The sequence below is a fragment of the Pseudodesulfovibrio hydrargyri genome (genome assembly GCF_001874525.1).
Classification (GTDB): Bacteria; Desulfobacterota; Desulfovibrionia; order Desulfovibrionales; family Desulfovibrionaceae; genus Pseudodesulfovibrio; species Pseudodesulfovibrio hydrargyri.
Genome location: NZ_LKAQ01000004.1, coordinates 1,153,534 through 1,179,039 on the forward strand (window position 1 = coordinate 1,153,534; position 25,506 = coordinate 1,179,039).

At 64.0% G+C, this 25,506-nt stretch carries 21 protein-coding genes; 1 reads left to right on the top strand and 20 read right to left on the bottom strand.

The genetic code is table 11. From position 1 onward, the window contains the following. Positions 1-6 precede the first annotated feature (6 nt). The 14 genes from BerOc1_RS09815 to BerOc1_RS09880 form a co-directional block, all read right to left on the bottom strand. Positions 7-2,232, bottom strand: a complete 2,226-nt coding sequence (locus tag BerOc1_RS09815; protein WP_071545528.1) for an AMP-binding protein — start codon at positions 2,230-2,232, stop codon at positions 7-9. Beyond that, positions 2,229-4,073, bottom strand: coding sequence for a hydroxymethylglutaryl-CoA lyase-like TIM-barrel protein (locus BerOc1_RS09820; RefSeq protein WP_071545529.1), 1,845 nt, complete (start codon positions 4,071-4,073; stop codon positions 2,229-2,231). Before BerOc1_RS09820 ends, BerOc1_RS09815 begins: the two co-directional genes overlap by 4 nt. A 3-nt stretch (positions 4,074-4,076) precedes the next feature. Then, positions 4,077-5,654, bottom strand: a complete 1,578-nt coding sequence (locus BerOc1_RS09825) for a capsular polysaccharide export protein, LipB/KpsS family (protein ID WP_071545530.1) — start codon at positions 5,652-5,654, stop codon at positions 4,077-4,079. A 38-nt stretch (positions 5,655-5,692) separates the two neighbouring features. Continuing rightward, positions 5,693-6,778, bottom strand: coding sequence for a radical SAM/SPASM domain-containing protein (locus BerOc1_RS09830; RefSeq protein WP_084641341.1), 1,086 nt, complete (start codon positions 6,776-6,778; stop codon positions 5,693-5,695). Between the two features lie 15 nt (positions 6,779-6,793). Beyond that, positions 6,794-7,486, bottom strand: a complete 693-nt coding sequence (locus BerOc1_RS09835; RefSeq protein ID WP_071545532.1) for a class I SAM-dependent methyltransferase — start codon at positions 7,484-7,486, stop codon at positions 6,794-6,796. Positions 7,487-7,500: 14 nt separating this feature from the next. Continuing rightward, a complete protein-coding gene (locus tag BerOc1_RS09840) occupies positions 7,501-8,514 on the bottom strand; it encodes an N-acetylneuraminate synthase family protein (protein WP_084641343.1) in 1,014 nt (337 codons plus the stop codon). A 2-nt stretch (positions 8,515-8,516) separates the two neighbouring features. Then, entirely contained in the window at positions 8,517-9,269 is a 753-nt protein-coding gene (locus BerOc1_RS09845) for a GNAT family N-acetyltransferase (RefSeq protein ID WP_071545533.1), read from the bottom strand. 70 nt (positions 9,270-9,339) lie between these two features. Then, positions 9,340-10,371 carry an NAD-dependent epimerase/dehydratase family protein gene (locus BerOc1_RS09850; RefSeq protein WP_071545534.1) on the bottom strand — a complete coding sequence of 344 codons (1,032 nt, stop codon included), beginning with the start codon at positions 10,369-10,371 and terminating at the stop codon, positions 9,340-9,342. Position 10,372: 1 nt separating this feature from the next. Continuing rightward, positions 10,373-11,521 carry a DegT/DnrJ/EryC1/StrS family aminotransferase gene (locus BerOc1_RS09855; RefSeq protein WP_207503304.1) on the bottom strand — a complete coding sequence of 383 codons (1,149 nt, stop codon included), beginning with the start codon at positions 11,519-11,521 and terminating at the stop codon, positions 10,373-10,375. A gap of 11 nt (positions 11,522-11,532) precedes the next feature. Further along, positions 11,533-12,525, bottom strand: coding sequence for a Gfo/Idh/MocA family protein (locus BerOc1_RS09860; protein ID WP_071545535.1), 993 nt, complete (start codon positions 12,523-12,525; stop codon positions 11,533-11,535). Continuing rightward, on the bottom strand, positions 12,522-13,217 hold the full coding sequence (locus BerOc1_RS09865) for a cytidylyltransferase domain-containing protein (RefSeq protein ID WP_071545536.1): 696 nt from the start codon (positions 13,215-13,217) through the stop codon (positions 12,522-12,524). Before BerOc1_RS09865 ends, BerOc1_RS09860 begins: the two co-directional genes overlap by 4 nt. Beyond that, a complete protein-coding gene (locus BerOc1_RS19105; RefSeq protein ID WP_071545537.1) occupies positions 13,214-13,957 on the bottom strand; it encodes a hypothetical protein in 744 nt (247 codons plus the stop codon). Before BerOc1_RS19105 ends, BerOc1_RS09865 begins: the two co-directional genes overlap by 4 nt. Further along, positions 13,954-14,667, bottom strand: a complete 714-nt coding sequence (locus BerOc1_RS09875; RefSeq protein WP_071545538.1) for a cytidylyltransferase domain-containing protein — start codon at positions 14,665-14,667, stop codon at positions 13,954-13,956. Before BerOc1_RS09875 ends, BerOc1_RS19105 begins: the two co-directional genes overlap by 4 nt. Before the next feature lie 634 nt (positions 14,668-15,301). Continuing rightward, entirely contained in the window at positions 15,302-15,934 is a 633-nt protein-coding gene (locus BerOc1_RS09880) for a peroxiredoxin (RefSeq protein ID WP_071545539.1), read from the bottom strand. A 217-nt stretch (positions 15,935-16,151) separates the two neighbouring features. Between BerOc1_RS09880 and BerOc1_RS09885 the strand changes: the two genes are divergently transcribed. Further along, positions 16,152-19,058 carry an insulinase family protein gene (locus BerOc1_RS09885; RefSeq protein ID WP_071545540.1) on the top strand — a complete coding sequence of 969 codons (2,907 nt, stop codon included), beginning with the start codon at positions 16,152-16,154 and terminating at the stop codon, positions 19,056-19,058. Between the two features lie 419 nt (positions 19,059-19,477). On the opposite strand, the gene BerOc1_RS09890 is transcribed toward BerOc1_RS09885, so the two are convergent. The 6 genes from BerOc1_RS09890 to BerOc1_RS09915 all read right to left on the bottom strand — a co-directional run bounded on the left by BerOc1_RS09890 (position 19,478) and on the right by BerOc1_RS09915 (position 25,495). Beyond that, on the bottom strand, positions 19,478-20,713 hold the full coding sequence (locus BerOc1_RS09890; protein ID WP_071545541.1) for a glycosyltransferase family 2 protein: 1,236 nt from the start codon (positions 20,711-20,713) through the stop codon (positions 19,478-19,480). A gap of 5 nt (positions 20,714-20,718) precedes the next feature. Next, the gene (locus BerOc1_RS09895) at positions 20,719-21,435 is read right to left on the bottom strand and encodes a class I SAM-dependent methyltransferase (protein ID WP_071545542.1); all 717 of its coding nucleotides are present in this window, start codon (positions 21,433-21,435) and stop codon (positions 20,719-20,721) included. Positions 21,436-21,558: 123 nt separating this feature from the next. Beyond that, the gene (locus BerOc1_RS09900; RefSeq protein ID WP_071545543.1) at positions 21,559-22,092 is read right to left on the bottom strand and encodes a MarR family winged helix-turn-helix transcriptional regulator; all 534 of its coding nucleotides are present in this window, start codon (positions 22,090-22,092) and stop codon (positions 21,559-21,561) included. A gap of 3 nt (positions 22,093-22,095) precedes the next feature. Continuing rightward, positions 22,096-22,542 (bottom strand): hypothetical protein, encoded by a 447-nt coding sequence (locus BerOc1_RS09905; protein ID WP_071545544.1) that lies wholly within the window; start codon positions 22,540-22,542, stop codon positions 22,096-22,098. Between the two features lie 303 nt (positions 22,543-22,845). Continuing rightward, entirely contained in the window at positions 22,846-24,246 is a 1,401-nt protein-coding gene (locus BerOc1_RS09910; protein WP_071545545.1) for a sigma-54-dependent transcriptional regulator, read from the bottom strand. Between the two features lie 100 nt (positions 24,247-24,346). Continuing rightward, positions 24,347-25,495 (bottom strand): NAD(P)/FAD-dependent oxidoreductase, encoded by a 1,149-nt coding sequence (locus BerOc1_RS09915; protein ID WP_071545546.1) that lies wholly within the window; start codon positions 25,493-25,495, stop codon positions 24,347-24,349. Positions 25,496-25,506: the final 11 nt, after the last annotated feature.

Below are 25,506 nucleotides of genomic sequence, written 5' to 3' on the forward strand. Positions count from 1 at the left end.
TTCTCCTCAAAAGTGATCGATCGCGACGCAGCGCACCGGGGAACCGTCCGCATCCTTCAGTTTCAGGGGCAGGGCGATGATCTCGAATTCCTCGCTCTGCACCGCATCGAGATTGCACAGGTACTCGAGCAGGGTGACGCCGGAACCGAGCAGTATCTTGTGCACCGGGCTGTCCGGCCCGCCCTTGGCCACGGACCGGGGGTCGTCGGGCTGGGGCGAATCCATGCCCAGGAGCCGGACCCCGTTTTGGGCGATCCACCGGGCCGCCTCGGTGCTGATGTAGGGGTGCCGTTTGAAAAAGGTGTCCATGCCCATGGAGATGTTCCAGCCGAAGCGGAGGATGAGCCGTTCCGGGGGGCGCCCGCCCACCCGGGCCTTGAGCATGTCCAGGGAGATCTCAGTGGCGGGCTCCAGGTCGGTAAAATCAATCATCCTGGCGGGCCCCACGAAGACGGACAGGGGCGTCTGCGTGATGTCGCCGCCACCCTCGATGAAATGGACCGGCGCGTCCACGTGCGTCCCGGTGTGCGTGCCCATGACCACCCTGGAAACCTGGCGCCCCGCCTCGGGTATGGTGACGTGTTTTTCCAACTCGAACCCGGGGTGGTTCCCGGACGGAAAGACCTTCATGTTCACGGACAGGTCCTGGCTCAGGTCGATGACCCGGCGCTGCGCTTGCGGGGCGGCCGGACGGGGAGCCTCCCGGCGGCCGTTGAAATCGGTCCGCTCGGCCAGCAGGGCGCGGATGCTCTTCTTGTCCACCTTGCCGTTGGACGTCCTGGGCAGGGCGTCGATCTCGAAATACACGTTGGGCTCGTGCGGCCCCAGCTTTTTCCGGCAGACTTCGGACAATTCCCGGATGACCTCGGCATACGGCCTGGAGACCACCACCACGGCCCCGATGGCCTCGCCGTATTCGGGGTGCGGGATGCCGACCACGGCGCACTCGTCCACCCCGCGGCACGACAGGACGACTTCCTCGATGCGCAGGGGGCTGACGTTCTCGCCGCCCCGGATGATGACGTTCTTCTTCCGTCCGGTGATGGAGATGTAGCCGTCGGCGTCCATGCGGCCCACGTCGCCGGTGGGGAACGGAACTTCGGGCGGGACGATATCCTCTCCCTCCAGATATCCGGCCATGAGCATGGGGGAGTCGACCACCAGGTCGCCGTCGCAGCCGGGGGCGACGTCGTTCCCGTCCTCGCCGACCAGCCGTATGCCCATGCCGGGCACGGGCCTGCCCACGGTCCCGGGACGGTTTTCCCCGGTCGTATTGGCCGTGAGGAACAGGGTCTCGGACAGGCCGTAGTTTTCCAGCACCTTCAGGCCGAACAGCTCCTCGAACTCCCGGCGCAGGGGGGCGGGCAGGGGGGCCGTGCCCACGAAGCAGCGGCGGACATGTTCGGCAGGCCAGGCCGAGGGGTCGTCGCTGCGGTTCATCTTGACCAGGATGGACAGAATGGTCGGCACCAGCCACAGCGTGTTCACGTTGTGCCTGCGGGCGGTCGGCCAGAAGGTCAGGGCCTCGCGCGGGCCCAGGGTGTCGGAGACGACCACGCTGCCGCCGCACAGCCAGGGCAGCAGGAGCAGGTTGTAGAACCCGGCCATGTAGGTCATGGGCAGGACGTTGAAGAACCGGTTGGCCGACCCCAGAGCATTCATGTCGCGGAACGCCTCGGCATTGGCGACCATGCCCTCGAAGCGGTGAGCCACCCCTTTGGGCTCGGCCGTGGTGCCCGAGGTGAAGGACAGGGTCATGAGGAGCGAAGGATCGGGAAGCGCGTCGTCCAGGGGCGCAGCCTCAAGCGCCAGGGGGGCCCAGCTCTCGAACCCCTCCGGGATCTCGTCCCCGAGGCAGAGCCTGTGGCAGCCTTGCGGCACACCGGCCTTGCGTCCGCTTTCGGATTCCTTTGACGTGACCAGGACCTTGGCCCCGCCTTTGCAAAGGATGTCCTCCATGGTCTCCGCCGGGAGCAACGGATTCACCGGCAGGGCGGTGTAGCCGTTGAGCCAGCAGGTGAAATACAGGCAGGCAATGGCAACGCCGTTGGGCAGGGCCAGGGCCACCCGGTCTCCCGGGCGCAGGCCGAGGCCCGCAAGAAAATGGCCGGCCGCTCCGGCTACGGAGGCGACGTCCCCGTAAGTGAATTCCCGGCCGCTGACCGCGTCCACCAGGAAAACGCTCGTTGCATGCCGTGATGCCTGGGTCGCCAATCGCTCAACCGCGTTCATGCTTTCCTCCAATCGGACATTTGGCCCGCCGCGCCGAGGACCGACGAGACCAGCCCGTCATACGCCCCCCGGCAATCCAGCCGTACGTAGGCGTCCCCGGCGGCGTCCCGGAGCGCCTCGCTCGGCGCGGGGCAGGCGTCCATCAACGCGCCGTCCGTCGCCAGGACGCGCGCCATGGAGGCCGCCTGTTCCGCGCCCGGCGCCTCGCGGCAGACGACGACCGACGGCCGCATGGCGAGCAGGGCCAGTTCGCTCGCCTCGCGGATGACCGCGACCCCGGCGGGAAGCTCAATGTTCGCGCCGCGCCAGGCCATTTGTTGGAAAATACCGTGCCCGTCCAGCTTCCAGGCCAGGGAACCGTCGCCGCCCCAGAGCAGCACGGAATCGCCGCCAGCCGACTCTATGGCCGAGACCAGGAAGGCGTCCCGGGCCGCCAGGGCGTCCACCGGGTAGACGGGGTGGCCGGATCGTTCGGACAGCTCGCGCATCATGGGGCCCAGCCCCTGGCGCGGCGAGATGTCGAAAAGGAACATGGAGACCTTGTCCCGGCAGGCCTCGATGACCTCGGCCCCGGCCTCCACGGAATCGATGACCACGCGCCCGAGGACGTAGTTCGGCCCTTCCTTGACGAACTCCGAAGCCAGTATCTTTGAATTCGGGTCGGCGGCGGGGCGAATCTCCAGCACGGGGATCGCGTTGCGACGCTTGGCGCAGGTGGTGTGCAGCGCCTCGGCCAGATCGCGGACCGCCTTGGCCGACGTGTTGATGCGGTGGCCCGCGAACGTGTCGTCCCCGAAGCTGACGAGCTTCTGGTTCCTGTCGCCGCAGGCGGTCCCGGCCAGGGCGGCGGCTTCCCGTTCCAGCACGTCCGGGTCGAGGTGGACCGGGTCGATGCGGCCCATGGCGATGACCAGCCGCTTGGGATCGGCGTCGTGCCGGACGGCGGCCTCACGGACCTTGGGGAAAAACGACGAGTGGAACTGGCCGTATCCCATGGCCGTGCCCATGATGTCCGGCACGTTGAAACGGGACATCAAAGGCCACATGTGATTCTCGGCGGCCTCGAGGACCTCGACCACATCCACGCCGGTGTCCACGCCCTCCAGGTCGAACAGGGCGGCCAGCGCCTCGGTGGGGGCGTTGCCCGCGCCCCGGCCCAGACCGTAGAGGGTCGTGTCGAGGTAGCGGGCTCCTTGTTCGAACGCGGTCAGGCAGTTGGACACTGCCAGCCGGAGGTTGTCGTGCCCGTGAAAGCCCATCTCGCCGGGGGCCTGGGCCATGGCGCTGTCGATGTATTCGGCCACGTCCTTTGAGCGCATGCCCCCGACGGAATCCACCAGGTAGATGATCTCCGCGCCGTGCTCCCTGGCGGCCCGGGCCCGGACCCCGAACTCCTCGGGCGAGACGGCATAGGATTTCATGAAGTTCATGGCCACCTTGAGGCCGAGCTTGCGGGCCTGCTCCAGAAATTGATGGGCGTTTTCGCTGTCCGGGGCGTTCTCCCCCACGCGCACGAAATCCAGGCCGCTGTCCGCCGCCAACCGGAGGTCGTCCAGGGTGGCCAGGCCCGGAATGCAGAACATGCCGATCAGGGAGTCGCCCGAAGCGGGCGCCGCCGCGGCGATCAGGTCGGCGTCGGTGTCGGGCATGAGGCCCTTGCCGCCCCGCGCCGCTCCGAGCCCCAGGCCGTGGCCGATCTCGATGTATTTGAACCCGAGACCGGCCAGAACGCCGGTCAGCAGGGCCGTATCGGACCGGGTGAACTGGAAGTCGACCGCATAGGACCCGTCGCGCAGGGTGCATTCGAGCAGGTGGACCGAATTGTTGTCAGCGTGTTCCATGGTTCACTCCAGGCTTCCTTGGGAGATGCCGTAGGGCGTCCCATGCAGGACGCCCTCGCAGATGATGTCCGCCCCGATGTCGAAGCCGGGCTCCAGCCCCTCGCCGGACCCGACGTTCAATTCCATGGTCGAGCAGTCGTAGACGTTGTACGGGACCTGCCGCTCGATGAAATGATGGTAGGCGAACAGGCGCACGAGCCGAGTCTGCTCCGGGCTCAGCGGCTTTACCGAGGCTGCGCCCTTGAGCAATTCCTTGTAATGCTCCCTGGAATCTGCATCCAGGGTGAAACCCTTTCTCCCGTAGTAGGAAGGCCCGCCCAGGATGGCCGGCTTGCCCATGAGCAGCGCCTCCATGCCCGCGGTGCTCCGGATGGTTACGCAGCCGTCGGCCCCGGCCAGGAGCTCGTAGCTGTTGAACCCGGCCCCGTGCACGATGTGGACATGCTCGGGCAGGTCCGGGAAGCGTTCCTCGATCAGCTTGTGCGTCTGCAGGATGGTGCCGTCCAACAGCTCCCCGGGGTGGCAGCGAACGATCCAGTCCACGCCCGGGATATCGATCATGTAGCCCACGGTCTCCATGATCCAATCTTGGACGTTCTCGAAATAATCGACCCCCTCTTCGAAGATCATGTCCCAGTGGACGTGGGTGAACAGTATCCAGACGGGCTTGTCGCCGGAGATGCCGAGCCTGGCGAAATCGTCGGCCGCAGAATCCGCGAACAGCTTGACCCCGCGTTCCCGGCTGATCTCGTTGAGGTACGCGTCGAGCTTCCGCTCTTCGGAGGCTCCCAGGGCTCCACCTTGGACCCGGCCCCATTCCTCGTCGTCCAGGTCGAGGATGTTGACCCCGCGACATGTTGCCGCATGGGTGTAATAGACGTGGCGCTCCTTGAAGCCGCTCACCCACGCGTCGACCGGAATCCCGTTTTCAAGGAACAGGTCGAAGGCCGGGCCGAATTCGGCGTGCTGCACGTTGGAGGTCAGCACCTTGCGAATGTTCCCGCCCTCGATGAGCTTACCCGCGACGAGGCCGCTGACCAGGGCGCTGTAATAGTATTCCCGCAGGACCTTTTCATACATCGCAGGCCCGGCGTGGACCTCCTTGCCCTTGAAATACCGGACCGTGGAAGTGTGGGCATTGAAATCGGGCTTGGCTCCGGCCAATCCGGGCACGTCCCCGCCCGCAGCGAAGGTCGTCGCCTGTTCCCGGAGTTCGGCGGCGGAATGTCCATCCAGACGGCTGCTCATGGCCACGTAGGGCATCCCGACCTGCTCCAGCAGCGCCTTGCCGTAACCGAAGCAGTTCTCGCAGACCCTGGGCCAGTCCTCGATACGCTTGCCGTCGTCGAATGAGCGCAGGGTGCACCCGGACATGATGCCGTCGCACAGGCAGAACCGGCATTGCATGCCCCGTCGGTTGAGGAGCAGGGCGAGGCTCAAGTCCCAACTGATCAGTTCCAGCGCCCCGCCCAGCGGGGACCAGAACAGCATGTAAGGGTCGCCGTCCCCGACTAGGGGATCGTAGGACAGCCCCGCAAAATTCTTCAGCGTCTTATCGAACTTGTCGCAATGACCATGCATGCTTGTCACTCCCGCCCAATGCCTGGGCAGACTTGGCTCTATTGAAGAAGCCACTCCATGTTTCCCCGGAACAGCGGGTCGCCATGCTTTTCCGCGTCCCCGCGAAGGGCCCGGGCGCGTTGCCGTATTTCGTCGCTGCTGTTGCGGCGAAAGACTTCATGGTGCCGTCCGCCGTCGGAATGGTTCAGTTTCCCCACAACCGATGCGCGCACCCCTTCCGGTAAGATAAAATACAACAACTTGTTGTCGCGCGAATAATCACAAGTCCGGCAGAAAGAGGGGTGCCCTTTTCCCGAAGAAAAGAAGAGTGAACGGCGCAACCGCCTTGCCTTTCGGGAGTTCACCCCCTTGTAGACGCCGTCGCGGGCATTGCCCAAATGGAGTTCGGAATCGGGATCTATCCCGCAGGGGGACATGTCGCCTCGGCCTGTGATCTTGAGCGTGCTGAAAAGGCATTGCCCGAAATTCCATGCTTTCGGCCTGCCCGGTTTAATCACGTCGCGAAGGCTGTAGACCGGAGGCAGTTTCCACCAGGAAATGGGAAAACGGTCGAGCAGGTGGATCGCCTTTTCCGCGTCCCCGAGCTCGTTGGTCTGCAGGATGTCCATGGACAGTCCGTAGGGCATGGTCTCGGCCCAGGCCAAGGAAAAACGGGCCGCGTTGCGCATGACGGCCTCGAAATGGTCGCTTCCGCAAACGTCCTTGTAGGTCTCGCGGTCCGCGGCGTACAGGCTCACGGTCAGCCGGTTGAGCGGTGCTGCGAGCAGCCTGGCCTTCTGCTCGTCCGTCATGCGGGAGAAGTTCGAAATGAGTATGAGCCGGGCCTTGGGCACCAGTTTCGAGGCCAGGTCGATTCGGTCGAAGAGTCGGTTGTCCAGCAGCGGCTCGTTCTGCCCGTACAGATGCAGTTCACCGTCGAATCCGTGCTCCCCCAGTTCCGTGAGAATCGATTCGAGCAGGTCGTCGCTCATGACGTAACGGGGCTTGCTGCCGGCCCTAGCCGGGCACATGTAGCAATTGTTCGTGCACGCGCCGTGCGTTTCGAGATAGACGTAGGCCAACTTCTCGGTCCGTCCGGTCAGGCGCATCAGCCGAGCGCGGAAAAAATCAACGAATGCACTCATGAGAGCTCCCGGTCTCTACTTGATCACATAGGCCGAAGGCTGGCGCGCGAACGGCATCTGCATCATGGGCCGATCGCCGATGTACCGCTCGATCACTTCCGACTCCGAAGGGGAGCACGCGTTGTTGTAGTGGTCGAGCATCAACACGCCGCCGTTCACGAGCCGGGGCCAGAAGTGCTCCATGGAGCTCTCCAGAACCGCGGCGGACCCGCAGTCCAGGAAGACCATCTTGAAACGCATCTGGCGCTTGTCCGCGAAAAAGGCTCCCAGTTCGGTCACCAGATCGAGCTTGTGGACAAAGGCCAGTCCCTCGAGCCCCTGGATTCGTACCAGCTCCAGGACCTTTTCATAATCGGCCTTATACGTCCCCTCGTGGACGGGATTGTCCCGTTCGCTGTCCGGGGCCATGCCCTGGAACCAGTCGAACCCGTGCACCTGGGTCTGGCACTGCTCCTCGAACAACCTGACCAGCTTGGCGAAGAAAAAGAACGACGCCCCCTTCCAGGTCCCGATGTCGGCGATGTGCCCGCACAGGTCCACGGTCTTCTTGTAGCACTCGTAGAAGAAGAGATAGCGCGACAGGTTCACGTGTCCCGTGAAGCAGGAGAAGTGGTGGATGTATTCCTTGGGGTCGGTCTCCAGAGCGAGCATCTTCTCGATGCCTTCATGGAAACCCGCATCCGTGGCCGCATATTTCCGTTCTTCCATTTCTTTCTCCGGGATCAGTTTAACTGTTCAATGGCGATCTGTTCGCCCTTCTTCATAGAACGGCGGACAACCTTGCCCAGGACTTCGTTGATCCTGGACGGGCTCAGCCCGTTGCCGGGCCGCAGGAACGCGACGTGCGCCTCGGTCAGGATCGTGCCTTCCGGGGTATCTTCGGCGACGCAGAGGCTGCGCGAAAACGCCTCGGCATTGTTGAAACGTTCGCCTTCCGGTTCGAGGGAACCATGGCCCAGGAGTTTTTCCGCCTCGCGGACCCGGCGGACGAGTTCGCGCATCTCGTCGGGGTCGGCTGAAAGCTGGTGGTCCCTGAACGCGGAATGGTTGTGGTCCAGGGTGAAGTGCTTTTCGACAATGCGGGCGCCAAGCGCCACGGAAAGCGCCGCCGCCTCGATGCCCAGGGTATGGTCCGAATAGCCGATCGGCAGGCCGAACTCGGCGGCCAGCCCCCGGATGGCCAGCAGGTTGGCCCGCTCGGGCGCGGTGGGGTACTCGGCAACGCAGTGGAGCAGGGCCAGGCCCGGATCCAGGATTCCCGCATCCTTCCAGACCCCCTGGATGCATTCCACGGCCCCGCGGACCTCGCCCGCATCGGAGATGCCCCGTGACATGATGACCGGCTTGCCGAACCCGGCGACCGTTTCCAGCAGGGGGGTGAACCCCACGTCGCCGGACGCGATCTTGAAGGCTCCGACCAGGGGGGCGATGTGTCGGGCGCTCTCCAGGTCGAACGGCGTGGACAGGAACTGGACCCCTTCGCGTTCGCAGACCCTGGCCAGCTTCTCGAACTGGTCGTAGGACAGCTCGAAGGAGCGCAGGGTCTTCAGCCGCGCCGGGTCGGCCCCGTCCACTAGGCGGTCGGCCCGGATGGTCTGGAACTTGACCGAGTCCACTCCGGCCTCGGCAGCAAGACCGACCATTCGCTCGGCCAATGAATAGTCGCCTTCATGATTGTTCCCGACTTCGGCGATAATGAACGTTTTGTCGGCTATATCGTGACCGTTGATCTTCATCGTCACTCCGCTTTTCCGGTTGGTTGGCCGCCCCTGGATCCCGCAATGGCGTCGGCCGTGGCGTGGAGCACGTAGTTGGAGCGGATCATCCTGAACCCGAACCTGCCGTACAGGGACAGGGACGGGATGTTCGTCACCTGCGTCCCGACCAGCACGCGTCGGGCCTCGGGAAACAGCTTGGCAAGGCTCGAAATCAGGCTGGAGCCTATTCCCTTGCGGCAGGCCGCGCCTTCGACGGCGATCAGGTCGATGACCAGGTCCTCGCCGTGCAACAGGAGCTGCACGAAACCGCGAACCCTGCCGTCCTCGACATGGACGATCATCGAATCGCCCCGTGTCCCCCGGAAGTAGTTCGCGGCCCAACCCTTCTTGATGCGGCCCGCCTGCGCCTGAAGGACTGGGTCCTTGTGGAAGCGGTCGTGCACGAAGGCGTGGGCCGCTATTTCCGCCACGGCGTCTTCATCCTCGGGGCGGGCCTTCCGCACACAGCCGGAAAGGGGCCAGCCTTCATTCAGGTCGGCGCTAAAGGTCAATTCGGTGGTCGCCACATAAAACCCTAGTGAGGACAGGTAGTTGGCCTGCTCGATGCAGTCCGTGTCGACCTTGGCGTAGGCGAACCAGGGGGTGTCGCCCAGCTCTGGCAGGTTCGTGACCCGGGAGCCGACGCTTTCCACGGACAGCTTCCAGCTCGGAATCCCTGTCACTGCGGACAGCCACTCATCCCTGGCCAGTTGTGCGACGCCTTCGAATCTCACTCGATCATTCCTTTCGTGTCCATCCGGCCCGGGTCCGGCCAAGGCCGGACATCTTACGGCCGCGTCTTCCCTAGCCCAGGACGCTGCAGCCCTGGGACAGTTTGTCCCAATTCTCCTTGTACCATCCGATATACTCCACGAATCCCTTCTCGAGGGGGTATTCTGGAGCGTAGCCGATGAGCTCGCGGGCCTTGTCCACCGACAGGGTGCCCCGGTCTGGAGTGAGCTTGTCCTTGGGAAGGTATTGGACGTTGCAGGCCGGGAAATGCTGGCTGACGATGTTCGCCAGATCCATCAGGGAACGGCCTTCGCCATAGGTCAGGTTGAAGGTCTCGCCCTTGGCTGCTTCATTCTGGATGGCCCGGATGACGCCCTGCACGAAGTCCTTGATGTAGGTGAAGTCGAGACGGTCGGATCCGTCGCCGTGGATGGAAATGTCCTGCTGGGACATGGCCTTTTCGATGAAGATCTGGCCGACCCTGCGGGACACGCACCGTTCGCCGTACAGGGCGGAGGGACGGATGATCGTGTAGGGCAGGTCAAAGGCCTGGTTGTAGGAGAGGATCATCTTTTCCGCGCTGAATTTGAGCGCCGCGTAGATGCCCAGCGGTTCGCACGGGGTTTCCTCGGTCACGTAGCCGCCGGGGAAATGGCCGTAGATCATGCTCGAAGACAGGTAGATGAAATGCTCCGCCTGGGAACGGGCCCAGTCTAGGGAGTTTTCCAGCGTCCGCAGGCTGTGGTCGAAGGTCGAATAAGGATCCTTGTTCGACACGTTGGCGTGGGCCACGGCGGCCAGGTGAACGACCGTTTGCGGAGCGAAATTGCTCAGCTTCATGCTCAACTCGTTGTACTGGCGCGCATCCTGGACGATCAGGGGAATGCCTGCGGCCTTCAGCAGGTTGAGACGGTTGACGAGCATGGAGAGGTAGAACGGCGCGTTTTCGTCCGTGGATGCGGCGAACTTCAGGAGGTTGTTGACCTGCAAGCTGTCGAAGATCGTGACATCGGCCCCCAGCTCCTTCAAACGCAACGCAAGATGATGTCCTATGAACCCGGCGCCGCCGATTAGGGCGATCCGCCTTCCCTTGATTTCAATCATGCTATACCTCACTCAATCCTTGTTTGAGGGCCTCGACGATATATGCCATGTCGTCTTGGTCCAAATGCGGGCCCACCGGCAGCGCCAAACCGCTGCTGATGGCCTGTGCAACTGGAAAATCAGCAAAATCCATGCCGTACTTATCTTTGTAATAGGTGAGGCAGGGGACCGGGGCGGGGTAGTATACGCTGGTGCCGACCCCCTGTTCCTTCATGTTCTCGATGAGCGCGGTCCGTTTGTCGCGCAGCGGCTCGTCCAGGACCACGGACAGGCAGTAGCAGCTGCTGACGCTGTTCTCCGGGGTCTCGCGGCCGATGACCGTGACTTCGTCGATATCGTCCAGGGCCTTTGCCAACGTACTGAAATTGTTCTTTCTCGTTTCCAGGAAGCCGTTGAGTTTACGGATCTGCTCAATGCCGATGGCGGCCTGCATTTCATTCATTCGATAATTGAACCCGAGCATGGTCACGTCGTACACGCCGGGGATCTTGCGCTCGCCCACGAAGCGGTCCACGCCAAAGGCCTTTTTCCGCTCCAGTCGGGTCAGTAGGTCGGCGTTCCGGCTGATGATCATGCCCCCTTCGGCGGTCGTCATATGTTTGACGGGATAGAACGAGAACGCGCCCGCGTCGCCGAGAAGCCCGGCATGCACGCCGTCGTAATAGGTGCCGATGGCCAGGGCGCAGTCTTCGAGGACCACGAGGTCGTGTTTGCGGGCCGTTTCCATGATCCGCTTCATGTCGGCCGGGATGCCGAGGAAGTGGACCAGGGAAATCCCCCTAGTGTTCGGCGTGACAGCCGCTTCCACCGCGTCGGGATCGATGTTCCCGGTCAGGGGGTCGGCGTCGACGAAGACGGGTTTGGCCCCGCAGTACTCCACCGCGTGCGCGGTCGCGGTATGGGTCTGGGCCGGAACGATGACCTCGTCGCCGGGGCCGATGCCGTTGTCGAACCAGAAGAGGTGCAGTCCGGCTGTGCACGAAGATACGGACAGCGCGCCGGGAGCCCCGCACCAGTCCGCGAAGTCGGATTCGAACTCCTTGGCCTTGGGGCCGTGCACCAGCATGAGCCCGTCCAGGACCTCGGCCACGGCCTGTTTCTCTTCCTCGCCCAGCATGGGGCGGCCAAATGGGATGGATCGCTTCATCATACAGTTTCCTTTCAATATGTTACGGCCACCGGTCCGCCTTCCCGCACGGACTGCTCCGCGGCAAAGCATACGGCCATGACGTCAAAGACCTCGCCCTGTCGTACCAGGGCGGGGCGGGCGTAGAGCACTTCATCGACAAAGGAGTGGAGCGCGCGCGGGCGGAACTCGCGGCCGGGATACGCGCCCTCGGCCTCGATCCCGGCTGTCCCGGGCTCGCAGGAATCGAGCCAGTAGCTGCCGGTTGGATCGTGCGTGAAAGTCTTTTTCTCCCCGAACACCCGCAACCGGTGGAAATGGGGATGGACGCAACCGCCGTAGGCCCCGATCCGGGCGATCATGCCGTTTGCGAATATCAGCGACAGGCTGGCGAAATCAGGGAACCGCCCGCCTTGCTTGCCGGTCACAAGGCCGTTGGCATGGGCCGAGACGCTCACGGGGCGGGTTTCGATCAGCCACATGACCAGGTCGATCATATGCACCGCAGCCCCCTGTATGATGGAGTAGTTTTCCATCCTGTTGCGCCAGCCCCGGGTGAGCTTTTCGGTGCGTCCCCAGAGGTAGTCCGCGTCCATGGAAAAAACGTCGCCGAACTCGCCTCGCCCGAGGGCTTCCTTTACGCCGACGAACAGGGGGCAGGTGCGCAGGACCATGTTCGAGGACAGTCTGGCCGTTCCCTCCCGGAGCAGCCCGGCTATCTCCCGGGCCTGTGCCGGGGTCTGGCATAGCGGCTTTTCCGCATAGATGTGCTTGCCGCGCCTCAGACCGGCCACGATCTGTTCGTGGTGCGCGTCGTCATAGGAGCATACGGACACGATCTTTACGGCTTCGTCCGCAAACAGGTCATCGGTCTGGCGGGCGATTTCGACGCGGTCCAGTTCGGCCGCCAGGACCTCGGACCGCCGCGGGTCCAGGTCGTTGACCACGACCGAATCGACCGCCGGGTGGTCCAGATAGTCGCGGACATGCTGTCCGCCGATGCCGAGCCCGATGACGCCGACCTTCATCGCGAACCACCCCGAATCTGTTCCGCCAACAGGGAGAGTTCCTTCCAGCCGTATGTCCAATGGGGCCTGGACATGGCCGAAACAAGCCGCTCCAGGAATGCGTGGTCCGCTGCGGTGTCGACGCAGTTGCATTCACCGGCGCACGGTTCCTCGCACTCGAAGTTCGTTATCTTAAACTTGTCGTCATTATTGTAGAAATACATCGTGTTGTGTTCGAGTTCCGGGCCTTTCATGAGTGGGTACGCCCGGGCGAAGACGTCGGACCGGACGACCTCCACGCAATGGCCGGCCGGGTAGGTGCGCGGATGGACGTTGGTGACCACGTCCGCGTCCGTTGCGCGGAACAGGGCGAGGGCCCGGGCCATGACCGCCACATCCACCAGCGGGCTGTCCGCGCAGTAGCGCAACATGGCGTCGCAGGGGTATTCGCGGGCGGCCTCGACAAAGCGCAGGGCCACGTCGTCGAGCGGGCCCCCGTAACAGGGCACGGCGCGGGAGCGGCAGAAATCCCTAACAGGGCGGTCCGAATCGTCCGAAGACGTGGCCACCACAAAGAAATCCAGCCCCTGCACCTTCTCCATCCTTTCAAAGACATATTCCAGCAACGGCTTCCCGCTGATCTCCTTCAGGACCTTTCCGGGGAGGCGGGACGAGCTCATTCTCGCCTGGATGAAAGCGCCTATTGTGGTCATGACGCAGCCCCCGCAGGCAACGACAGGGGCTGGGCGAGAGACATGTCGAACAGCGGCAGGGCATACAGCAGAGGCGTTTCCTCCTCGCCGGGCGCGGCCATGATGCACTCCCAGCATGCGCCGCCGCGGAACATGACCAACGCCCTGTCCTCGCGGTACATGGGAGGCAACCACTGGCTCCCCAGCACATTCGCCTTGCCGCACCGCTTCTCCAGCTCCGGCACATCGACAAATGGCGCTTTCGGATTGAAAAAACGGGGCAGGGTGGTGGTGTTCGTGTCCTGGTATACATCCCCGTTCCGACTCAGGGGAGAAATGAGGTTGAGCCAGAAAGGATTCGCGTTGGAACCGATTTCGCTCAGGGAAAAGGCCTGCCGCTTCCCGGCGCTGTCCAGGAACGACGCGATCCGGGCTCCGGTCACCATACCGGCAAAAGGCGAAACGATAAGGGCCGGTTCGGGCTCGGCTCCGGGAAGGACTGTTTCGACAACGGTCTTGGACCAGTCTCGCAGCTTCTCGCCGTCGAGCAACTTCATCGACGAATCGAGAATCCGGCTCTCGCGTCCGGTCAAGGAATGTATCTCGGTTGCCAGTGCAGGGTCCTGGCACAGGACGGCAACGTCGCCGAATGTCTCGAGCGTGCCGAACAGATGGTCGACCAGTTCGCTGAACAGGTTGTGATTGGCGAGAAACACCTCATCCCTGATGCCGTTTTTCTGAAAATGGACGATCACGTTCATAGCGCCCCCAATCCGAAATCGTAGAGACCGGCGGCAACGACCCTGTTCGCCAAATGGAGATCCTCGTGGACGTCGATGTCGATGAGCTCAATGGGGTTGGTTACCACTTTGTAGGCGAAGTTGTTGTAGAGGTTCATCTCCGCCGGCGCGTAATCATTGTGATTGGTGCCAATGAAATTGCCCAGGCACTTCATCCAATGATACTGCTCGCCTGCCATTTTCACGAAATCCTTCAACGGCACCAGGCCGTCGCCGTTCATGAGATGGCTCTGCATCACGTGCACGTCGGGGATCGTCACGCTCGTGACGGCGTAGAAGCTCTGTAGGCCGTCGACCATTTTCTGTACGTCGTGAAGATTTCTGAAAGGGCTGGTGGGGAGCAGGCACACGTGGCGGACTGCCAGCACGCCCTCCTCTCGGTGGAGGCGGGCAATGAATTGTTCCAGGGACTGGCCCAGGGACGACGCATTCCCGGCATATTTCGGATCGCGCAGGAAGGGAGACTCCGCGCCATAGTCGCGCGCCAACGCCGCATACTCGTTGCAGTCGGTGTCGACGTATACCTTGTCGATGCCGCGTAAGGCCTTGGCCAGCCGGATCGTATAGGAGATCAACGGATGCCCCCCCACCAGGGCGACGTTCTTGTCCTTGATCCTGGAGGAGTTCTTCCGGGCAGGTATTATGATGACGTTCTTGCCGTTCTCTTCCATTCGCCGATCCTTGTCTCCAGAGTCCGCGCCGATCAATTGTACACTGTATTAACGATTTGACCGCCGATGCATCCATCGGTTCCGGACGCGGACGTTCCGCTTGGTTATCGTATCCTCAAGATTCCAATCATTCTTTTTGTAAATGTTCAAGGGGAAAACAATTCCCGTTCAGAACCCGAAGTACAATTGTTTTGCAAAATGCGGGCCGGGATTTCCAGGCACGTTTCCGCCGAAGAAAACAAAAATAAATCAAATCTTAACAGGTTGTTGCAGAGTGATCCCATGGCGAGTTGCAGGGCCGCAAAAGGGTCAATCCTCCGACGCGGCGACGCTGGCCTTTAAAAAACAATCATTAACTCACTGATCGGATGTTTTGAAAAAAAGTTGAGGCACGGAAGGGAAAAAAGATTTCGCGTTGCGCGGGTATGCCCGGAGACCTGGTCCGCTTCAATCGAATCGAACTGCGCGAAGAGGAGGGGCGGGCCGTCGAACCGTTCGGCGGGCAAGCCGTTCGACGGGCCTTTGAGCGCCGGGCCGCCCTTTGTCCCTTTCCCCAAAAAACAGCCCCCCGCCGGACCGTCCGGTGGGGGGCGTTTCATGCAACAGGTCAGCGAGAGTGTGAGATCGCTGCCGTCTAGTCGTTGAGCGCTTCGTAGACCTTGCCGACCATCCCGTCGTTGGGGGTCAGGGTCTTTTCGCCCGGAGTCCATTTGGCCGGGCAGACCTCGGCGGGGTGGTCGATGAGGTAGGTGTTGGCCTCCACCTTGCGGACCAGCTCATCCGCATTGCGGCCCACGTTATAGAAATTGATCTCGGACGAGACCAGCACGCCCTCGGGGTTGATGACGAAGGTGCCGCGCAGGGCCAGGCCGGTCTCGAAGTCCCACACGTCGAAGAACCGGGATACTTCGCCGGTGGGGTCGGAGGCCATCTTGAACTTGACGTTTTCCAGCATGCGTTCGTCGGATCGCCAGGCCATGTGGGAGAATTTGGTGTCCGTGGACACGGAGATGACCTCGGCCCCGAGTTTTTTCAGGTCCTCGTGGCGGGTGGCCAGGTCGGCCAGCTCGGTGGGGCAGACAAAGGTGAAGTCCGCGGGATAGAAAAACAGGATGGCCCATTTGCCTTCCTTGCGCAGCGCGCCCAGGTCCACCTCGGTGAAACCGCCCTCGGCGGGGTCGAAGGCCTCCATCGTGAATTCGGGCACGGGCTGGCCCACTTTGGCGAAATCAGGCATGGTGTCGTTGGACTCGAAGTCGTTGCTCATATTAAATTTCCTTTCTTTTTTCAGAGGTTGAAATTTTTATAGGAATGATTACCGTTTTCAAGACACTAAGGGCAGGCAGGTTCTCCGTCAAGGGTTTTTTGCATTTTTCTCCACTTTGCCCGGCGGGTCATGGTAGTGTATACCGAGGCTTTCCGCCGGGCGGCTCCGGCTTCGGGCATCCGGCGCATGATCGAATACAAAAGAAAAGAGAGCGCTTATGACTTTCGGCTTCACCAAGATACGGGAAATGGAAATCGCGGAACTGGCCAGCACGGCCGTGGTCTACCGCCACGACAAGACCGGGGCGCGCGTCCTGTCCATGATCAACGAGGACGAGAACAAGGTCTTCGGCATCTCGTTCCGCACTCCGCCCGAGGACTCCACGGGCGTGGCCCACATCCTGGAGCACTCGGTGCTCTGCGGCTCGGACAAGTATCCGGTGCGCGAGCCGTTCGTGGAACTGCTCAAGGGGTCGCTCCAGACCTTCCTCAACGCCCTGACCTTTCCGGACAAGACCTGCTACCCCGTGGCCTCGGCCAACGTGCAGGACTTCTACAACCTCGTGGACGTGTACCTGGACGCGGTCTTCCACCCGCGCCTGACCGAGAACACGCTCAAACAGGAGGGCTGGCACTACGAACTGGAATCCACGGACCGCGACATGACCTACAAGGGCGTGGTCTTCAACGAGATGAAGGGCGCGTATTCCTCGCCCGACTCCCTGCTCTACGAGCACTCCCAGCAGTCCCTGTTCCCGGAAACCACCTACGGCCTGGACTCGGGCGGCGACCCGGCGGTCATCCCGGAACTGACGTTTGACAAGTTCATGGCCTTCCACCGCGACCATTACCATCCGTCCAACGGGTACGCCTTCTTCTACGGCGACGACGACCCGGAAAAGCGCCTGGAGATCCTGGACGCGGTCTTCTCGCAGTATGAGGCCATCGACGTGACCCCGACCCGGGTGCCGCTCCAGCCGCGCTTCACCGAGGCCAGGACCGTGCGCAAGGGCTACCCGGCCTCGGACCGGCTGGCCAAGGGCATGTTCACGGTCAACTGGCTGCTGGCCGAGACCGCCGACGCCAACCTGAACCTGGCCCTGCACATCCTCGAGCACATCCTCATCGGCCTGCCCAGTTCGCCGCTGAAAAAGGCGCTGACCGACTCCGGCCTGGGCGACGACCTGGCCGGCGTGGGTCTGGAAGCCGACATCCGCCAGATGTTCTTCTCCGTGGGCCTCAAAGGCATGCATCCGTCCAACGCCATCAAGGTGGAGTCGATCATCTTCAACACCATTAAGGATCTGGTCGAAAACGGCATAGACGCCCGCGACATCGAGGCGGCCGTCAATTCCGTGGAGTTCTCCCTGCGCGAGAACAACACCGGCTCCTACCCGCGTGGCCTGTCGCTCATGTTCCAGGCCCTGTCCACCTGGCTCTACGACGACGAGAACGAGGGCGATCCACTGGCCCTGCTGCCCTTCGAAAAGCCGCTGGCCAACGTCAAGGCCTGGCTGGCCAACGGCGACAAGATATTCGAGGAACTGCTGGCCCGGCTTTTCCTGCACAACCCGCACCGGACCACCGTGCTCCTGGAGCCCGACCACAAACTGGCCCGGACCCAGGCCAAGGCCGAGTCCGACCGGCTCAAGGCGGCCAAGCAGGCCATGACCCCGGACGCCGTCCAGGCGGTCATCGACGACGCGGCCGAGCTCAAACGCCTCCAGGCCGAGCCCGATGCGCCCGAGGCGCTGAAGACCATTCCGCGCCTATCGGTTGCCGACCTGCCCGCCGAGAACCGGCCCATTCCCACCGAGGTGCGCACCCTCGGCGGCCGCGAGCTGCTTTTCCACGACCTGGCCACCAACGGCATCGCCTACCTGGACTTCGGCTTCGACCTGTCCGTCATCCCGGACGAGCTGCTGCCCTATGCGGGCGTCTTCGGCCGCGCCCTGACCGAGTCCGGCACCACCGAGCGCGACTACGTGGACCTGTCCCAGCGCATCGCCCGGATTTCGGGCGGCATCTGGGCCCAGCCGTTCGCCTCGCCCGTGCGCGACTCCAAGGAGGCCGCCGCCCGCCTGTTCCTGCGCACCAAGGCCACGGGCGAGCGCATCGCCGACACCTGCGGAATCGTCACCGAGGTCCTGACCTCGGCCAAACTGGACAACAAGGAACGTATAAGCCGCATCGTGTCCGAGGCCCGCGCCCGCGCCGAACAGCGTCTGGTGCCCTCGGGCCACATGATCGTGGCCACCCGGCTGCGCGCCCGGACCCACGCGGCCCACGCCATGGACGAGGCCATGACCGGCCTGACCAACCTGTTCTTCCTGCGCGACCTGGAAAAGCGCGTCGAGGACGACTTCCGCAAGGTCGCCAAGGACCTGGAACAATTCCGCACGCTCCTGCTCAACCAGTCCACCCTGATCCTCAACGCCACCATGGATCAGGACCTCTTCGCCCTGGCCGAGCCCGCCATGTTGGCCGTGGTCGAGGCCCTGCCCGCCGAAGGCCCGGACCCGGCCGAACGTACAGTCCCGGTCCTGCCCGCCCGCGAGGGCCTGGCCATCCCGGCCCAGGTCAACTACGTGGGCAAGGGGTGCGGCGTGGCCGAACACGGCATCCGGCTCACCGGCGCGGCCCAGGTGGTCAACAAGCTCATCCGCACCGGCTATCTCTGGGAAAAGGTCCGCGTGCAGGGGGGGGCCTATGGCGCGTTCTGCATCCTGGACCGTCTGGCCGGAGCCCTGGCCTTCGTCTCCTACCGCGACCCCAACGTGGCCGACACGGTCAAGGCTTTCGATGGCCTGGCCGAATACCTCGACACCGTGACCATCGACGCGGACGAATTGGAAAAGTCCATCATCGGCGCCATCGGCGAGATCGACGCCTACCAGCTGCCCGACGCCAAGGGCTTCACCGCCCTGGCCCGCCACCTGACCAGCCAGGACGACGCCTACCTGCAAACCGTGCGCGAACAGGCCCTGAACGCCTCGGAAAACGACTTCCGAGAACTCGCCCAAGCCGTGCGCACCGTCGCCCAAAACGGCGACATCTGCGTCCTCGGCGACTCCCTCGCCATGGAAAACAGCGGCCTGGACCTGGATATCAAACAGGTTCTGTAAAAGAATGCCTCCGGCGGCCGGGGGAAGGGGAGGAAAAAACCTTTGAAAAGGGCTGTTTCCTCCCCTTCCCCCGGACCCCCCATCCTCTCCTTTTCCCAAACTTTTTGTAGCCGCTTCGCGGGGTGCGAGCGCGGGGGAATTGTTTTTTCCTCCCATTAGAAAACGCCGCAACGCAGAGTTTTCAAGTTCCCCCGCAGGAGGGGGCGGCGTTGGCTACCGGCGCGAATACTTCGGGACACCACCCAGCCAAGCTCCCTCCACACCCCACGCGCAACAATCCGCCTCCCCGCGTCCCCACCTTCGCCGCAGGCGACACAAAAAGTTTGGGAGAGTCCAGAGAACCCTTTTTAAAGGGCTCTCTGGCGGGGTCTGGGGCAGCGCCCCAGCGGGGTTCGGGGCAGCGCCCCGATTCCTCCAACCTATTCGGCCAGAAACGTCTCGATCTGCCGCCGGACGGCGTCGTCGCGGGTGGTGTGGAGCAGGGAGTTGGCTTTTTTGCGCAGTCCGTCGCGGTCGGCCAGGGTGTGTTCCAGGGCGTTGAGCCGGGCGGCGTAGCGGTCGGCCATGCGGTGGATGTCGCACAGGCGCAGCAGACGGGTGCACTCGCGGAAGGCGTCCAGGCCGGGGCAGAGCAGGGAGCGGAGGTAGGCCACGGCCATGGCCTCGCGGGGTTGGCCCTGTTGTTCGAGCAGGGCGGTGAGCCGGGCGTGCCCCTGGTCCCAGAGGGGCTCCTGGAGGAGCAGGGCGCTCAGGCGGTCGGCGTCCCGCGTGGCGTCGAGCCCGGCGTTCAGCTCGGCCAGGCGCGGTTCGGGCAGTTGCGCGGCGAGGTCGAGCCACGGGGTCAGGCCGGGTTCGAAGCCGTCTTCGCGCAGCAGGCCACAGAAGTCTTCGCGGGCGTCACGGCAGCGGGCGCGGAGCAGGCGCAGGTTGGCGGACTCATGGTCGAAGCGGCCCTCGGTGCCGTGGGTGTGGTGGTGGATGATGCTCTGCGGCACGACCGAGAAGCGGCCGCCTTTTTGGGCGATGCGGCAGCACAGGTCCACGTCCTCCATGCCGTTGACGAACCCCTCGTGAAAGCCGTTGTGGGCGTGGAACAGGGGGGTGGGCATGAGCAGGGCGGCGGCGGTGATGACGCTGAAGGTGCGCCTGCGGAGTACGGCCGGGTGGCTCGGCGGGAAATATTCGTAGAGGTGGCGGAACTCCATGTTGTCGGCCACGGCGATGCCCAGGTGCTGGACCCGCCCGGCGCGCACGGAGTCGTCTTCCGGGAACAGGAGCAGGGGGCCGACCCCGGCCAGTCGGCGGTCGGCTCGCAGCCCGTCCATGAGCGGCGGCAGCCAATTTTCCGTGACCCGGGTGTCGTTGTTCAGGAAGAAGAGGTACGCGGCGGAAGCGGCTTTCGCGCCCGCGTTGCAGGCCTTGGCGAAGCCGAGGTTCCCGGGCAGACGGTGGTGGAGGAAGCTGTCGCCGAACAGGGTCTGGCCCAGGGCCGGGGCGGCGGTGGGGGTTTGGTCCGTGGAGCCGTTGTCGGCCAGGACGACCTGGAAATCGTCACCCGGGGTGTGTTCGGCCAGGGAGCGCAGGCACGCTTCGGTCAGGTCCCAGCCGTTCCAGACCGGGATGACGACGGACAGTCGGAAGCGGGATCGGGCCATGTCGCCTAGCCCATTTCGGGTTCGCCCTTCCAGGCGAAGAGCGGGGTGAGCGGCTTCATGTTGACGAAATCCACGCGCACGGCCACGAACGCGCCCAGGGCCGGGGGCAGGATGTGGCCGTTGGCCAGGTTGGACAGCGTGGTGGATTTCCAGGTCTTCATGGGGCCGGCCAGGACCGAGCGGGCCAGGGTGGGCCGAAAGCCCGTGGCCCGGTGGACCAGGTCCTGCATCTCGCACCAGGTGAACCAGTGCGCCCGGGACAGGGAGGTCTCGGTGCCGCGCACGTTCATGTAGTAATAGAGGGAATTCTTGTTCAGGAAGCCGATGAGCAGCCCCTTTTCGGCCACGCGCGCGGCCTCGGCCAGCATGGCCTCGGGCTCGCCGGAGAATTCGAGCACGGACCAGAGCAGGGTGTAGTCGAACTCGTTGTCCGAATAGGGCATGTGTTCGCCGTGGCCCACGTGCAGCTCGGCCCGGTTGCCGAACCGCTGGCGCGCGGCCGCGATCATCTCGGGCGAGCGGTCCAGGCCGGTGACGTCGAGCCCCATCTGGTAGAGGGTTTCGAGGAACAGGCCGGTTCCGCAGCCGATCTCCAGGATTTTGCGCTTGCGCCGGGGCCACCCGGCCAGGACGTCCTGGAGCAGCATGACCTCCCGGTCCAGGGCGTAGCGCCCCTCGGGGGTGTCGAACCATGCTTCGTATCTATCCGGGTCCCAGCTCATGTCGGCGTCCTTGATCGGTTTCGTCCTCTCCGGAAAGTATGACCATCATACCCCTCCCTGTAAATAGGGGGGCCGGAAAAGTTGGACGAATCCGTCCGAAACGCGCCGGTTGCGGGGGGGGGGTTAGCGTCCGCCGCGCCGTCCCCGGCCCATGCCCTGGCCGCGCCCGCCACGGCCCTTGCCGAAGCCTTGGCCGTGTCCGCCCCTGCCGCAGCCGCGTCCGGGACCGCCGGTGGCGGGGTCCTCGCGCAGGGAGGCGACGAGCTTGCCGAGGATGGAACGCAGCTGGTCGCGCTCTGCCTGGTCCAGGCAAGCGAACAGGCTGTCCGTGTCGTCGCCGTTGTCCGGGACCAGGGCGCGGGCCCGGTCTGTGGGAGAGATAATGAAGCCGCGCCGGTCCTCGGGGTTGCGTTCGCGGAGGATGAGTTCCCGGTCCTCGAGCTTGCCCAGCAGCTCGCTCAGGGAGGAGGAGCGCACGTCGAGGATTTCCAGCAGCTCACCCTGGGGCATGGGCCCGTTTTCGAGCAGGATGGACAGGACGAGGTGCTGGGCGTGGTGCGAAAAATCGCGGCGGTGGGAGGCGCGGGCCATGAGCCGGGAGGCCAGGCGGAAGAGCCCGGCCAGCTCGGCGTCGCTTGCGGGATTGTCGGGCGTCATGGCTTAGCGCACCCTCGCGGCGTACCGTTCGCCCTTGGGGCAGGCGGGCGCATCCAGGGGGCAGTGTTGCTCGCACAGCGGGCAGAACCCGGCGTTCGGCCCGAAACCGTCAGCGGTGTCCATGGCCGTCCGGAACGCGCCGCCCCGGCCCGGCCGGAACCGGTTCAACCCCATGCCGCACGGCCCGCGCCCCATCCGGCCCTGGCCGTAACTCGGCCCGAAACCGTTGCCAAAACTCTGACCGCAGCCAAAGCCCTGGCCGTACCCGCCGAAGCCGCCACCGGCCCGGTTTTGTCCGCGCCCCTGCCCGCGCCCGAATCCCTTGTTCGACCGTCCACGGCCCATGCCGAAACCCATTCCCTGGCCGTTGCCGCGCCGTCTCCGGCCCTGCCCGTCATTGCCTCGACCGAATCCTCGGCCGCCGTATGCGTCGTTGTTCCATCCGAACATGATCTTACTCCTTTCGGTTCATGGTTATGGCACCCAATTGGGTAGGTACCTTCCTTTTATCCACGAATATAGTCCCCCGATCCCGCCTGTCAAGATAAAAAGGTACCTTCCTATTTGGTTTCTTTATTCCGCATTTTGCATCGAATGCAGAACCGCAAGAAAAGCAGTTTCTTAAGTTGTTTCCACAACCCCGCGAAGCGGCACAAAAAAGTTTGGAGGGCGAGAGGGGATGGGGGGGTCGGGGGAAGGGGAGAGAGGGAACCCTTTCCCAAAGGGTTCCCTCTCTCCCCTTCCCCCGTGACTTTAGTCCGTCTGGATGTTGTAGGCCTTGAGTTTGCGATACAGCGAGCTGCGTTCCAGGCCGATGGCCTTGGCGAGTTGGGAGATATTGCCGTCGAACTCGCGCAGTTTGGCTTCGAGGAATCGGGCCTCGAAGTCGGCGCGGGCCTGTTTGAGGTCGGCCGGGCCCTGGCTGATGAGGTCGTCCATGGGGCTGGCCTGGGCGGTGGGGGCTTCCGGTTCCGGGGCGCGCGGCGCGGGCTTGAACTCGGGCGGCAGCCGGTCGGCGGTGACGGTGTCGCCGGCGAACATGATGAACATGCGCTCCACGAAATTCTTGAGCTCGCGCACATTGCCGGGCCAGCGGTACTGCGTGAGCACGTCCAGGGCTTCGGGCGCGAAGGCGATGGGCTTGAACCCGTGCTGGCGGACCAGGGTGTCCATGAAGTCGGCGATGAGCAGCGGGATGTCCCCGGCCCGGTCGCGCAGGGGCGGCAGTTCCAGGGGGAAGACCTTGAGGCGGTAGTAGAGGTCCTCGCGGAAGTTGCCCGCCTCGATCTCCCTGGCCAGGTCCTTGTTGGTGGCCGCGATGACGCGCACGTCCACCTTGATGGTCTTGCGCCCGCCCACGTGCTCGAAGGCCTGTTCCTGGAGGATGCGCAGAATCTTGGCCTGGGTCTTGAGGGACATGTCACCGATCTCGTCCAGGAACAGGGTGGACCCGTCGGCCAGTTCGAACTTGCCTTCCTGGGCCTTTTCCGCGCCGGTGAAGGCCCCCTTTTCGTGGCCGAACAACTCGGATTCGATGAGTTCCTCGGGGATGGCCGCGCAGTTGACGGCCACCAGGGGGCGGTCGGCGCGGCCGGACTGGTTGTGGATGGATCGGGCCACGATCTCCTTGCCCGTGCCGTTCTCGCCGGTGATGAGCACCCAGGATTCGGTGGGCGCGACCCGGCCGATGACCTCCTTCAGGTCCGCGATGGGTTTGGACTCGCCGGTCAGCGTGATGGGCTGCTCCGAGGAGATGCGCGTCTTGAGCGCCTGGTTCTCCTGGCGCAGGCGGGAGAACTCCAGGCCGTTGCGGGCCGAGACCACGACCTTTTCCAGAGACAAGGGCTTCTCGATGAAATCGAAGGCCCCTTTCTTCAGCGCCTTGACCGCTGTTTCGATGGTCCCGTGGCCCGAGATCATGATCACCGGCAGCCCCTCGTAGTCGCGGGAGATGATCCCGAGCGCCTCGAGGCCGTCCATGCCGGGCAGCCAGATGTCCAGGAAGACCATGTCCGGGATGTCGGTGCCGAGCAGTTCGAGGCCCTGCTCGCCGGACTCGGCCTCGACCACGGAAAAGCCCTCGTCCTCGAGGATGCCGCGCAGGGAGAGGCGGATGGTCTCCTCGTCGTCGATGATCAGGATGTTTGCGGCCATGGATGCTCCCTTGCAAGGTCGTGCGGCGCGGTCGCGCCGTCCCTCCTTATAGATGACCCGGCGCGATGATTCAAGCCGGGGCCGGTCGCGGCCGGGGCGATCAGAATCCCCAGTCCTTCCTTTTCAGCCAGTGGTAGGAGCGCTTGCCGTGGACCATGTCGCCCAGCGGGCCCGCCCCGAGGTTGACGAACCGGCTGATGGCCCCGCAGCCGAACAGCTTCATGGCCCGGAACAGGACCCAGCGCAGGGTGTTGGAACCATTGAGCTCGGGCAGGATGGTGCGGTGCAGGTTGCGGAGGTATTCGGGGCCCGGGGCGGTGTCGTTTCCCAGCGCGTGGGCCACGGCCCGGCCCGCGTACATGCCGGTGCACAGGGCGTAGAAGATGCCCTCGCCGAAAAGCGGTTCCACGTAGCCGCCCGCGTCCCCGGCGAGCAGGGCGTTGGCGTGCACCGGGTCGTGCAGAAAGCTGCCGTAGGGCAGGGGATGGCCGCGCTGGTGGGTGAGCGCGGCCGGGTCCACGCGGAGCACGTTGAGATAGGTCCGGAACAGCTTGGCGAAATGGGTGTCCTTGCGGCGCAGGCCGCAGATGCCGACGAGGAGCTTGTCGCCGTTGGGGAAGACCCAGCCGTAGCCCGCATCCAGGAAGCCGATGTACAGGATGGGCCGGTCCACCGGCTCGGGCAGGGCGGCGGCCGGGATCTTGACCTCGATGGTCGCGGCCGTGAAGCGGCGCATGGCCCGCAGGTTCACCTCGGGGAAGGACGCGCGCACCGTGGAGTGGGCCCCGTCCGCACCGATGACGTATTTGCCCCGGACGACCCGGCCGTCCTTGAGGAAAACCTCTCCGGACTCCGGGTTGCAGCGGATCGCTTCCTCGCCTTCCCGGACATGGGCCCCGGCCTGGCGCGCGTGGTGGAGCAGCCGGTTGTCCAGCTCGGCCCGGTCGGTCAGGTGGAAGGGGTAGGATACGGTCCCTTCGGCCAGGGTGGAGGTGAGGGAGCGGATGGCGTAGCGGTCGGACACGTACTTGACGATGCCCTGCTCGCCAAGGGTTTGCGGGGTCTCGCCGAAGAGGTGGTCCAGGAGGCGCACGGTCTTCCAGGTGAGCAGGCCGCCGCAGAGCTTGGTGCGCGGGAATTCGGCCTTGTCCAGGACGAGCACGGACCGTCCCTGTCGGGCCAGGGTCACGGCCGCGGCGCTGCCCGCCAGCGACCCGCCGCAGATAATGGTGTCGAAAATCTCGGTCATAGCGTCTGCAT